The sequence below is a fragment of the Haloimpatiens massiliensis genome, from assembly GCF_900184255.1.
Lineage (GTDB): Bacteria > Bacillota > Clostridia > Clostridiales > Clostridiaceae > Haloimpatiens > Haloimpatiens massiliensis.
In genome coordinates this window covers 2,286,340-2,299,047 of record NZ_LT854640.1, presented here as the reverse complement: position 1 = coordinate 2,299,047, position 12,708 = coordinate 2,286,340, and the positions used below count along the sequence as shown (strand labels likewise).

Genomic DNA, 12,708 nt, shown 5'->3' with positions numbered 1-12,708 from the left:
AGTACGCTCACGAAAATCTGCAAGCTGGATATGATATAGTTTTTGAATAATATTCATTTATATTGACTCCTTTCCAGTTATATAGTAAAGATAGGCATCTTCTAATTGAGGACTGATAAGCTTACTATTAACTGTAGGGGCATTATTATTTATTACTCGTATATGAACTCCATCACTTTTGCGAATAGTGCTACTTATAATATATTTATTTCTAAATTTATTTAAATCGTTACTAGATATAATAGTTTCCCATACTTTACCTTCCATAGGGCTAGTAAGTTTTTCAGGCTCAGCATCAATAAGCAAATGACCTTTAGATATTATTGCAATACGAGTAGCAGTAGCTTCAGCATCTGAAACTATATGAGTTGAAAAAACAACTATGCGATCATTAGAAATATCTGAAAGAATATTTCTAAAGCGTACTCTTTCTTCAGGATCTAATCCAACTGTAGGCTCATCTACTATGAGTAATTTAGGATCATTTAATAATGCTTGAGCTATTCCAACTCTTTGCTTCATGCCACCGGAATATCCTCCTATAGGGCGTTTACATGCTTCTGTTAAATTTACTAACTGTATCAATTCATCAATTCGTTTATTTGCTTTTTTCCCGCTAACGCCTTTTACAGCAGCCATATACTTCAAAAATTCAATAGCATTAAGGTTTGGATAAATCCCAAAATCTTGAGGTAAATATCCTAATACTTTTCTCAATTCATTTGGATTTTTAGTAATGTCTATTCCATTCCACATTATTTTACCTTCTGTAGGTTTAGTAATAGTAGCTAACATTCGCATAAGAGTAGATTTCCCAGCACCATTTTTCCCAAGGAGTCCTAATACTCCACATTCTAATTCTAAATTAAAATTTTTAATACCCCATATACCTCCCTGGTATTTTTTACTTACATTTTTAATTTCTAGTTTCATACTCACTTGCCCCCTTTAACTCATGGTTAACTTTTTAAAAAATTCAATATCTATATATTAGCAGAAAAAAATATATGTAACCTTAGTATAATCTTAATGAAACCTTAAATTTAAAACAGTTAAAAAGGCTACAAAAACATGATAGTTTTTATAACCTTTCTAATAATATTAAAATAACAATGTGGTAAATTTTACATGATTACAAAGGCAATTCAATAGTAAACACGGTGACAGCTTTTTCATTTGACGAAAGGGAAATAGTTCCATTATGCCTTTCTATGATTTTTTTTGCTATTGCAAGCCCAAGTCCTGTACCATCTTTAGTACTCCTAGCTTCATCACCTCTCACAAAAGGATTAAAGATAATAGTTTTTAAGTCATCTTTAATTCCAATTCCATTATCTCCAATTTTAAGTATTACCTTATGCCCTTCATTGTAACAATATATCCATAAATTTGTACCACTAGGATTATATTTTAAAGCATTATTAAGTATATTTTTAATTGCTCGGCTCATACATTTTTCATCAAATGCAAAAATAATAGGTATTTCACTAATATCTACGTTTATTATAAAGTTGTTTTTTTCAAATTCAGGATACATCTCACTTATTAGTCGTCTAATCCATTCTGAAAAATCTCTCTTCATATAGATAAATGGGTAAGATTCATCATCTATCTTTGAAAGGTCAAACAAATCTTGAATCAAATTAGTCACATAAACGGATTTATCATAAATATATTTAAGATATTTTGCATTATCATCTTTACTTTTTATTTCTCCGTCGTATAGAAGTTTAGAAAACCCTTGTATTGATGTAATAGGAGTTTTTAAATCATGGGATATATCTACAAGCATTCTTTGTTTATTTCTAGAGATTTCTTCCTTTTCTTTTTCAGATTTTTCTAGTCTATTAATCATATCGTTAAATACATCTCTAATTTCTGCGAATTCTCTTTCTGCATAGAAATTTAATCTTACTTTATAATTTTTATTTTTTATTTCTTCAAATCCGCTTTGTAAACACTCAAGAGGTTTTTTTATATGTTTAGCAGTAAATCTACTATATAACACTAATCCTGATAAAAATAAAATTAAAAAGACAATTATTATAACTAAAATCACAATAATATGTAAACTAGTAAATTTAGATGGTAAACTAAATATTTTAAGTGTAACTGAAGTGTTAAATAACTTTTGGGGAAACTTTATTATATATAGATAAGTTTCATCATGAGGTCCTTTTATAGGATATATACTGTAAATGTAAGGACTATAAATTTTAGAGTCACTTGACTTTGGTTTACTATAATCATGTATAGCACAATAGTTATATAACATTTCTTCAGTATACTGATATTTATCATCTAATTTATTACCTCTTACACACACTACTTTTTTGTTTTCGTCTAATATTTCTACCCATCCATAAAAAAGTTCAATACTCTTTGAATTTATTTCATCATAGGGATATTTAAAGCATTGCTTTGGTTCAAATTTATCTATTTCAATATTTCTATAAATTAGAGATTTAATAATAAAGTTACTAATATTCATGCCTATAAAATAAATAATTATAGATATTATAATTATAATTGCATAATTTTGAAATAAAAAATGTTTAATTGATTTTCTAGCTTTCATTTTTCTACCTTCTGAAATCTATATCCCAAACCCCGAATAGTTTTTAAATAGACTGGATTTCTAGGATCATCTTCAATTTTTTCTCTAATTTTGCTTATGTAAACCATTATTATATTTTCATTATTTAAATAATTGTCACCCCAGATAGTTTCATATAAATATTGTTTAGTAAATACTTTATTAGGGTTTTTCATAAAATAAAGTAGCAACTTATACTCAATTGAAGTCATATTAAGCTGTATATTATTTTTAAATACTTCACAGCTTTCCTCATTTATGTATAGCTCTCCTATAGTAACATTACCTGCTTTTTTTTCTTGGTTGTTATCATAATCATTAACCCTTCTTAATAGGGCTTGTACTCTTACTAATACTTCCAGTGGATTAAACGGCTTTGTCATATAGTCATCAGCACCTATTTCCAATCCATATATTTTGTCAATATCGTCATCTTTTGCGGAAAGGAACATTATAGGTATATTTGAATTTTCTCTTATTTTCTTTACTAGTTGTATTCCATCAATCTTAGGTAGCATAATATCAATTATCATCACATTTATAATATTACTTTCCATAATTTTTAAAGTCATTTTGCCATCATATGCTTCATAAACCTTAAAACCATTATTGTTAAAATATACCTTTAACAATTCAACAATTTCAACTTCATCATCAACAATTAATATATTTTTCATATAGCATTACCCTTTCATTTATTAACAATAAAATTTATTTGCATATGCTTTTTTTCATACTTAGTTTATCATATATACCACATATTTACTATAATTATATAAAAAACTATAATAGTGTATATTTACTTTAATAGTTTTAGAGTTAAATAACTAAACATATTCCTAAGCTATTCTTAATAACTGGAAATTTTTTTATGACTTTTACTTAGAGATAGTTTAATGATTATAGTATGATTATCCCACAAAAAGTATTAACTTACTTGAATTATGAAATTTCTCTAGAATGATTTGCATAAGAAGCAAAGGAACTATTTAAATTTAATTTTGCAAATTCTTCTTTTAGACAGATAAAATTATCGCTAGCCTTAAAAGGACGCCAGGCTAGCGAACCTGAGGCAGGATGCTGAATGTGAGCGTTAGATAATTTTATACGGCTAAAAGATTAGAATTTCTTAGATTAAATTTATTGTTTCCAGCTCTTAATCAAGTCATGGAGGAGAAATTTCATAATTCCACCACATTGTACTTTTTGTGGTTTAATCATAGTATTGTTTATTTTATTTAGTTGTAAAATTATTCAAGGATTTTTGCACTATTATAGATTAAAAATAAAATAGTCCACTAGAACTTGACATAAACATATACTAATTTTTAATTGACAAATAGAATAATATGGTATACAATACATTTATTAAGTCAATAGATTGAAAATTATAAAAATTTATTGAATTAAGGAAGAGGGATTGGGTGAAATGTTAAAGTTGTTCTAATGTCAATTTAGATTAATCAATATTAAATTAATTTAACTTAACTAATTTAAATGTATGTTAAGTTATGTACAATTTTAATAATATTTGCTTACTAATTTATTTATAAGCTAGATAAATTGGTTTATTAGTTGAGCAAATAAAAAGATTGATTTATAGATATAGAACAACAACAGTTATAATCCTAAATTCTGTGCAAAACATTTATTTATAGATATATTTTTAAAATGCATTTTAAAAATATATTTTGTAATATGTGTTGTAATATACATTATAAAGATTTAATGTTAGGAGTTTACGCTGTGCTGTTTTATAGTACAGCGTTTTTGTTTTATACCAATGAAATTTATTATATAACTACAAATGTTTATAAATATTTGTAGTTATGGTGATTATTCTATTCATAAGTAGAAAATATTAAATTTTACAGCAGTGGGTGAGATTAAATGAATTACAATTTTTGGAATGATGAAAAAATAAGACTTAGGTCAATTGAATCTAAGGACGCAGGTACATTTTTTAAATGGTCATCAGATTATGACAATGAATCAGATAGGTTTTGTGATGAGATCCATTTTCCAAGGTCTTATGATTCTATGATGGCAAGAGTTGAATACATGTGTAAAAGAGAGCCAAGTAATGATGAATTTATGTGGATTATTGAAAATCAAGAAGGTGTTGCAGTTGGATGCATCAATACCTTTGATTGCAATAAGAGGGTTGGCATATTTAAGTATGGAGTAGGTATAGTTAGAGAGCATTGGGGTAAAGGGTATGCAAAGGATGCTATTAGAATTGTTTTGAAATATTATTTCAGAGAATTAAGATATCAAAAAGTCAATGTATATATATATTCTTTTAATGAAAGGTCAATAAAGCTTCATGAGAGTTTAGGATTTCAGTACGAAGGAACAATCAGAAGAGCTGTTTTTACTAATGGTAATTACTATGATGAGATTCTATATGGAATGACTTGTGAAGAATTTGATGATATTTATAAAAAAATTGAATTGTAAAAGTTGATTTTTTTGAGTGTATATATTCTTTTTATAGAATGTCACAGGGATAAATTATCACTAACACTATTTATATTTTACGTTTTTACGTTGTTTGGAGGAATACACATATGGATATAATTTTTGATTTGGGAAAAGCAGATGATATTGATGAATTAGAACAGCTTTATAACGATTTGAATGACTATTTAGCAAAAGAAATAAATTATCCTGGATGGAAAAAGGGTATATATCCTGTTAGGAAAAATGCAATTGATGGGGTTAAACACGGTAATCTCTATGTAGCAAAATATAATGGAAAAATTATTGGTTCTATTATTTTAAGCCATGAACCTGAACCAGCATATTATAAAGCTAAATGGGAAATTGAATCTGATTATTCAGATGTTTTTGTTGTATATACATTTGTAGTGCATCCAAAATTTTTGAAATGTGGCGTAGGTAAAGCATTAATGAATTTTTCTATTGAACATGGTATTAAGTCACAAGCTAAATCAATTAGATTAGATGTTTATGAAGGTAACATACCTGCCATTAGTCTGTATGAAAAATGTGGTTTTAAATATATTGATACGGTTGACTTGGGACTTGGAAACTACGGGTTGAACTGGTTTAGACTATATGAAAAATTACTATGAGATAATTTGCATAATCATAGATTAAAATTACATTACAACTTTGCAACATGTACTTTGTTATCCTGTGTCGCACAATAATAGGTGGCATAATATTATTAAATTGTAACCTAAAGTGTTAAATAATTTTAAATTGCTGTAAATATAATAAATTATTAGGAAGAAGGAATTATAATGTTAATTCGTACAGCAACAATAGATGAATTAAAATCACTATGGGGAAATAACAACTTGTCTACTAAGAATTATTTCATTAAAGGTATGGAAAAGGGAAATGTAGAATTTTGGACAATTGAGAATGAAGTGGACAACTCTCTTATAGGTGAGCTTTATATATTTTGGAACTCAGAAGACAAGGATGAGGCTAATGGTAAGGATAGAGCGTATCTTTGTGCCTTTAGAATCGAAAAGAAATTTAGAGGATGTGGATTAGGAAAGAAACTAATGCAAAGAGTTTTACAAAGAGTTATAGAAAATGGCTTTATTGAAGCAACAATTGGTGCAGATAATGATGATGCTGAAAGATTAACAGCTATGTATAAATCATGGGGATTTTCTGAATTAATAAAACAGCAAAATACCGACTATCACTATATTGATGCTAAAAATAATCCAACGTATTATGAAGTGCCGTATGCATTATATTTAAATAGACTCAAAAATATAAAATTATGCTTAGAAAATGAGAGTAGAAAGGTAGAAGAAACAGTGAGATAAAATAATTTAAAGAGGTGTAACAAGATGGTAACTGATTTTAAAACCGAGTTTGAAACCAAAATGATTACAACACAAGATGAAATTTACAAAGCTACATCAATGCCATCATCAAGTCAAGAGCAAAACCAATATTTGAGACAGGCTATTCAAGATAAAGAAATAAAGTTAGAACATTGCTATATTCTTGTACATAATCATCAAATAGTTGCACGTGCAATAATTATAAATGACTGCTATTTGGGCTTATATACGCTAGAAAATATTGGTCAAGAGGAAGCAAATGAATTTTTGGCAAGGGTTTTAAAAAAATATCCTAACAAAGAGTTATCAACGGACTTATATTCGGATAAAAAGAACTGTAAAATAATATATGCAAGTTTATTAGCAAATGGATTTAAAGATGTTATACACAAAGAAAGCTATACAATTCAGCCAGCACCAGTTTATAGGAATAGCAAATTATCATTTAAATCTATGGATTCAAAGGACGAAAACTTATTAACTCATTTATTTATTCAAGCTGCAAAAGATAATAAAGACAGTACAGTTCTTAAAGAAATTAAAGAAAAAGGTTTAAAGAAAGCCTCTAGTGATTTCATTTCAGAATTGAAACAGTTAGACTTCAAAAGAGAATTATGGGTGATAGCTTATTTGAAAAATGAACCTATAGGTTTTGTAATTGTTCAGAGACTTATGGAGGGTATTGCAGGAGTTGGCTATATAGGTGTTATGCCTGAATACAGAGGAAATAATTTTTCACAGGACTTGCTTTCAAAAGCAATTAACCTGTCTTATGAATATAAAATAAAAAAGTTAATTGCAGACATTGATGTTGAGAACTATCCTATGAGAAATAATTTAATTAATTCTGGTTTTACAATGGATTGCAGTGAAACAGTTTTTTTCAAAGAGCAGTGAGAAGTTTAAATTTCATAAAGTATAAAGTAAGAAAAGAAATGAGAGTACAGTTAAGAAAAAATAATTAAATTGTTACTTAAAAATATATTAAAAAAGGTATATTAAAAATTAAAAAATTAAAAATAAAAAAAGAGTAAAAAAGAGGGACAGTTAACAATAATTTATTTATTTGTTAATAAAGAATATATTAAGAAAAGGGGTATAATTTATGCTAGATGTTATGGAATTTTATAAAGAGGAAAACGAAAAGGTTTTAGACAGCTACAAGAAGGGACTTTTAGATATCGAGAATATGTGTACAAGCACAGAAAAGTATCAGGAAGATAAAGAGCTTAAAGAATACTACAGGTTTTTAAATCATACTGGTAAATTTCTTTTAAAGATTGCTAAGTTTGAAGAAAATCTAAATGATGAGTATTTTGAAACAAAGAGTTTTCAAGAGTTAAAAGAAGAAAATAATGGGCTTTACACTGAGCTTTTAGAAGAAAATTATAAAACAAGTTATGCCAATCCAACCTATACCGTTGAAGTGTTTGGTGATAACATGGGTCAGCTTATGGCAGCTTTTTATGCTAGTTGCAGAGAGTCTATATCTTATGCGTACAAGCACAGAATATTTAATATGGATAAAATCAATAATACTTTACTAAGGGTATTTGAAAGTGTTAAAAATAAAAAAGCTAGTTATGATGAGTTGAAATCTATAATGTACCCTACAGATGCAGATTGGATTTTCAAGAACGAAAAATATTTAAGACGTGAAAGAATGGACAAGAACTTTGGATTTTATTTAAGCACCATATTAGAGAAGGATTTAAGTGATCCAAGATATTTATTTAGACTAGACAAGTATATAAGTAACATTGAAGTTGGTACAGCAAAGTTTTTATCAAATTATCCAAAGGAAAAAATAGAAACTTTATCGAAAACAACAGTGGATGCATTTATAAGAGGCTTTGTGGTTGAAAATAAAAACAGAGGAAATAGAAATAGTGTACAAATAGTATATGCAGCAGGCCAAGAAGTTATTATAAGGCAACTTATAAAAGACTTTGAAAAAGCAGGATTTGATTCAACTATAGCTATAGTCGATTCATCTGAAGCTAATAAGCAGTATAACTACGATCATAGATTTGACAATGCTATATATTTAAATGAAGAATATATACAAATGAAAGAGTCCATGATGGAGAAGGCTTTTGAATTTAACAAAGATATTTTTAGCGTACAAGCAGGTCCTATGGTTTTTGAAAGCTTTGGAGAGGTACCATTTTCGCCAGAAAATAAGAAAGAATGTCTTAAATTATCAAAAGAACAGCAGGATTTAATGCAGAAATACAAAAATAATGTTAATCAATTATTTGATAAATTTGAGCCAGAAGAAAATACAAGCTTTAGCATAATTGCTTTCCCAACTGCTGAAATTGGGGATAAATTTGAAGAAATCTTTAATGATGTTTTTGAAATAAATATGATGGATAACAATATTTACGAAGGCATTCAGCAGAAGATAATTGATGCTCTTGATGAAGGTGAATACGTGCACGTTAAAGGTAAGGGCAACAATAAAACAGACATAAAGGTTAAATTGCAAAAACTTAAGGATAAAAGCAAGGAAACTAATTTTGTAAATTGTGTGGCAGACGTAAATATTCCATTGGGAGAGGTCTACACTTCACCACAACTTAAAGGAACTAATGGTGTTCTCCATTTAGAAGATACTTATCTTGGGCTTAAGTATAAAGATTTAAAGCTTACCTTTAAAGATGGTTATGTAAGTGATTATACCTGCGGTAACTTTGAAAATGAAGAGGACAATAGAGCGTATGTTAAGGAAAATTTATTACAGCTTAATGATACTACTCTACCTTTAGGAGAATTCGCTATAGGAACTAATACAGAGGCATATGTAATGGCAGAAAAATATGGCATTATAGAAAAACTACCAGTGCTTATTATTGAAAAAATGGGACCACACTTTGCCATAGGCGACACATGCTTTGGCTACGCTGAAGATTTGCCAGTCTACAATATGCTAGATAAAAAAGAGATAATAGCAAGAGATAATGAAAAGTCAATTCTTAGGAAAGAAGATATAAATAAAGCATATACCAACGTTCATACAGACATTACTCTTCCATATGAAGGAATAGAATTTATTTCCGTTGTTACAGAAAAAGGAGATTATATTGACATCATAAAAGATGGAAAATTTGTGCTAAAGGGCACTGAGAAGCTAAATGAGCCCTTTTAAAAAAAGAAAAAAGTGGGGACGGTTAACAACTAATCAAGACAATTAAAGAAAAAGTATAGAGAAAAAATATAAAAAAATGAAGAAAAAATAAGGACGTTTAATAACTTTTAACTAAGTTTAATAGTAAAAAGTTATTAAACGTCCCTTTGATTTTTTTGAAATTTTCTTACTAATTACAATTTAGACCTAATTTACTCTTTTAAAAAATTTCTAAATTTTATAATTTCAGTTTAGAAATGAAAAACAAGTGATATAATTTTCATATTGTTTGAGTTGAAATAAGCAATAAATAGTTAATAAAATAAAGAATTATATATGTATAAATATATAATATACATAAATGGTCATGATAAGAGGCTTATAATTTTTTGTACACAAGATATAGAGAGGAAGTGAATATTTAGTGTTTTGATGTATAATTAAATATACATTCTCACTAAAGATAAGGGATGAAAATAAAGAGTATAAAGGGAAACACGTTTTGCATTGATACAGGGATGACATATATACCTTTTTATAAAATTAATGATGAAGAAATTATTATGTTAGATTCAGGTTGGGCAAAGGGAGAAAGAGAAGGCATAGAAGAGGTTCTTGAAAAGAATAATTTTGAAGTTGTTGGTATTATATGCACTCATTTTCATATAGATCATGTGGGGAATTGTGCATATTTAAAAGAAAAATATAATTGCATCACTGCTATGCCAGCTTATGAAGCTCTTGTTTGTAGTTCTACGGTCAATTTAAAACTTTATTATAGTAGTCAAACATTGACTGAGGTGGAAGAGCATTATGGGGAGGCAGTTTTTAAAACAGATATTATGATTTCTGAAAATCAGGACAAAACATGTGTAAGTGGAGTTGAATTTAGGATCCTTCATACACCTGGTCATAGTCCCGCACATATATGTATTATTACTCCAGATAACGTAGCATATGTTGGAGATTCTCTTATAAGTTATGAAGTTATGGGGAATGCTAAAATGCCATATGCCTACATTCTTTTAGAAGATTTAAAAAGTAAAGAGAAGCTTTATGATTTAAATTGTAGTAAATATGTAGTAGCCCATAAAGGTATGTATGATGATATTACTAAACTTATAGAAGATAACATAGAGTTTTATAAAGGAAGAGCTAGGGGAGTTTATTCAGTTATAAAAGGATCTATGACAATGGAAGATATTTTAAAAGCATCTATTAAGAAGTTTAAAATAAGTGTAAAAACTAAATTTAAATATAATTTTATGGAGAGAATGTTAAGGTCATATGTAGAATATTTAAATGAAATAGGAATTATAAAATTAAATATACAAAATGGATTTTTAAAGTATTCAAGAGCAGTAGAAAATATAGATGATCAGCAGGTTACAAATGATCAGTTAAGTACTGATGAAAATGCTGATGATAATAAAATGGTAAGTTAAAAGAAAAAAAAGGGACGGTTAATAACTTTTGGCTAATTTTAATAGCAAAAGTTATTAACCGTCCCTTTTTTCTCCGTTTTTACCTTATCTTATTTTTAGAATCTTAATTAAAGTACTATATATGGTTAATTCTGAATAAAAACATTACTTTATGACTAAAATTCAAATATATAAGAAATAGATAAGAAATGAGGCGAGTTGATGGCAAGAGGAAATAGGATAAAGGTGGATGGAGGTATATATCATGTAATGATAAGAAGTATAACGGAGGTTCCACTATTTAAGAAAGATGAAGATAAGGATAGATATTTAGAGGAAATGAAGAAAAGGAAGGAAATGTATAAGTTTAAGTTGTATGCATATTGTCTGATGACCAATCATGCTCATTTTATAATTGATCCTAACGGTGCGGATATATCAAAAATAATGCATGGTTTAAACTTCAAATATGCTATAACATTCAATAAAATTCATCAAAGGCGTGGACCGCTATTCCAAGATAGATTTAAGAGCAAAGTAGTAGATACAGATAGATATTTAGTTGTATTATCCGCTTATATTCACAATAACCCATTAAAAATAAAGGGATATGAGCGCCAGCCACAAAAATACAAATATTCAAGTTTAAGTGTATATTTAGGCTTTGAAAAGGATAAAACAGGACTTTTAGATGAAGATTATGTAATGAAATTTTTTGGCTCAGATGTAAAGGCTGCAAGAGAAAATTACATGAAATTTGTTTATATTTGTGACGATGATAGGTTAAAGGAAGAAGTAGAATTTGAAAACGAAAAGACCGAATATATAAGTGAAAAAACAGTATTAGTCAGGGATTTTGATCCAGATAAAATAATGGAATTTGTAGCAGAAGAAACTGGTATAAAAAAAGTAATGTTGTATGTAAAAAACAGCAGAAATACTAAGGTTGCTAGGGCGCTAGCTGCACTTTTAATGCGATGTCTTTGTGATTTCAAGTGCGGTGATATATGTAAAGTACTTGGAAATATAACTCAATCAAGAGTGTCAAAGTTATGCTCTATAGGGGTTGAGCTTATATCCTCAGGGAATAAATATAGTAATATAATAGAGAAATTCATTTCCCAATATGAATCTCAGGCATCGTGATGAAGTTACGTTGTAAAATTTAATAGAATTTTTTTATTTGATTTGAAAATACCATTTTTATTTTTCACTTTATATAGAGGGTCTTATTTGTGATTTTATATTTAATGTGTACGAGCCTATTGATATAAGAATTTACAATGCTGCATATACTGTGGATATATTTAAATTAAATAATAGGAGATAGATAAAAAATTAACCTTCATTAATTAATGATTGGTTTTTAACTCTCAAATTTCTGAAACTTTCTTAAAACTATAAAGGTTATTAACTGTCCCCAAGTTTCTTAGTTTTTCTTGAATATTATAGCAATAACTGTTATAATAATATTGAAATTTTGTGAAATTACAAAATTTATTAAACTTAGTAAATGATTTAGATGAATAGTTTTAATGTAAAGGAGAATGTTTTGTGAGTGAGGTTGTTCTTAACTAAGTAAGTAAATTTAATAGAGTAGCCTAGAGAGTTTTTTGAAACCTGTATTAAAGGTTTATTTGGTTTAGACTTTTTTAGGCATCACTTAGATAAGAACACGGTAAAACAGCATCCTTTTTGTATTGGTAATAACTAACCGTGCATTAG

10 protein-coding genes are annotated in these 12,708 nt (G+C 27.8%); 7 read left to right on the top strand and 3 right to left on the bottom strand.

Annotated elements, in window-relative coordinates; all coding sequences use genetic code 11:
* Positions 1 to 57 precede the first annotated feature (57 nt).
* The 3 genes from C1715_RS18805 to C1715_RS18795 all read right to left on the bottom strand — a co-directional run bounded on the left by C1715_RS18805 (position 58) and on the right by C1715_RS18795 (position 3,273).
* A complete protein-coding gene (locus C1715_RS18805; protein WP_102401855.1) occupies positions 58 to 933 on the bottom strand; it encodes an ABC transporter ATP-binding protein in 876 nt (291 codons plus the stop codon).
* Positions 934 to 1,132: 199 nt separating this feature from the next.
* Complete coding sequence (locus C1715_RS18800; RefSeq protein ID WP_102401854.1) at positions 1,133 to 2,578, bottom strand: HAMP domain-containing sensor histidine kinase; 1,446 nt, start codon at positions 2,576 to 2,578, stop codon at positions 1,133 to 1,135.
* Positions 2,575 to 3,273: a response regulator transcription factor gene (locus C1715_RS18795; RefSeq protein WP_102401853.1), complete on the bottom strand. Its 699-nt coding sequence runs from the start codon at positions 3,271 to 3,273 to the stop codon at positions 2,575 to 2,577. The genes C1715_RS18800 and C1715_RS18795 overlap by 4 nt, the downstream gene beginning before the upstream one ends.
* Positions 3,274 to 4,486: 1,213 nt before the next feature.
* Between C1715_RS18795 and C1715_RS18790 the strand changes: the two genes are divergently transcribed.
* The 7 genes from C1715_RS18790 (at position 4,487) to C1715_RS18760 (ending at position 12,129) form a co-directional block, all read left to right on the top strand.
* Positions 4,487 to 5,056, top strand: a complete 570-nt coding sequence (locus tag C1715_RS18790; protein ID WP_102401852.1) for a GNAT family N-acetyltransferase — start codon at positions 4,487 to 4,489, stop codon at positions 5,054 to 5,056.
* 110 nt (positions 5,057 to 5,166) lie between these two features.
* Entirely contained in the window at positions 5,167 to 5,694 is a 528-nt protein-coding gene (locus C1715_RS18785) for a GNAT family N-acetyltransferase (protein WP_102401851.1), read from the top strand.
* Positions 5,695 to 5,865: 171 nt separating this feature from the next.
* Positions 5,866 to 6,408, top strand: a complete 543-nt coding sequence (locus tag C1715_RS18780; protein WP_102401850.1) for a GNAT family N-acetyltransferase — start codon at positions 5,866 to 5,868, stop codon at positions 6,406 to 6,408.
* Between the two features lie 24 nt (positions 6,409 to 6,432).
* A complete protein-coding gene (locus C1715_RS18775) occupies positions 6,433 to 7,326 on the top strand; it encodes a GNAT family N-acetyltransferase (RefSeq protein ID WP_102401849.1) in 894 nt (297 codons plus the stop codon).
* A 208-nt stretch (positions 7,327 to 7,534) separates the two neighbouring features.
* Positions 7,535 to 9,580, top strand: coding sequence for an aminopeptidase (locus tag C1715_RS18770; RefSeq protein WP_102401848.1), 2,046 nt, complete (start codon positions 7,535 to 7,537; stop codon positions 9,578 to 9,580).
* Positions 9,581 to 10,029: 449 nt separating this feature from the next.
* Positions 10,030 to 11,004 (top strand): MBL fold metallo-hydrolase, encoded by a 975-nt coding sequence (locus C1715_RS18765; RefSeq protein ID WP_102401847.1) that lies wholly within the window; start codon positions 10,030 to 10,032, stop codon positions 11,002 to 11,004.
* A gap of 201 nt (positions 11,005 to 11,205) precedes the next feature.
* The gene (locus C1715_RS18760; protein WP_102401846.1) at positions 11,206 to 12,129 is read left to right on the top strand and encodes a transposase; all 924 of its coding nucleotides are present in this window, start codon (positions 11,206 to 11,208) and stop codon (positions 12,127 to 12,129) included.
* The last annotated feature ends 579 nt before the right edge of the window (positions 12,130 to 12,708 follow it).